Genomic DNA, 248 nt, shown 5'->3' with positions numbered 1-248 from the left:
CTGTATAGTCAGAGATCATAAGCTGGTAAACCGTCAATAACATCCCACCCACAAGAACTGCGCTTGTGACCAGCACAAGCAATACTACCCGCATACTTAGTGGCATGTTAATCATGGATATTTCCTTGGCAGCACGATAAAGAAGTTGGCCCCTCCGCCTTTTGCATCCCGGTAACCAATTTCCCCTCCCATTTGGTGGCAGATTTCTTGACTGATGGCTAAACCTAAGCCTGTACCGCCTAGCTTAC

General features: G+C 47.6%; 1 protein-coding gene. It reads right to left on the bottom strand.

Translation table 11 applies throughout. The features are described 5' to 3' along the window. Positions 1 to 111: 111 nt before the first annotated feature. The coding region (locus SB773_RS33790; RefSeq protein WP_410594845.1) for an ATP-binding protein at positions 112 to 248 on the bottom strand (137 nt) is incomplete at its 5' end.

Source organism: Bacillus sp. SIMBA_074 (assembly GCF_046534555.1).
GTDB classification, from domain to species: Bacteria; Bacillota; Bacilli; order Bacillales; family Bacillaceae_G; genus Bacillus_A; species Bacillus_A mycoides.
The sequence above is the reverse complement of the archived record's forward strand: the minus strand, read 5'-3'. Positions and strand labels throughout refer to the sequence as shown.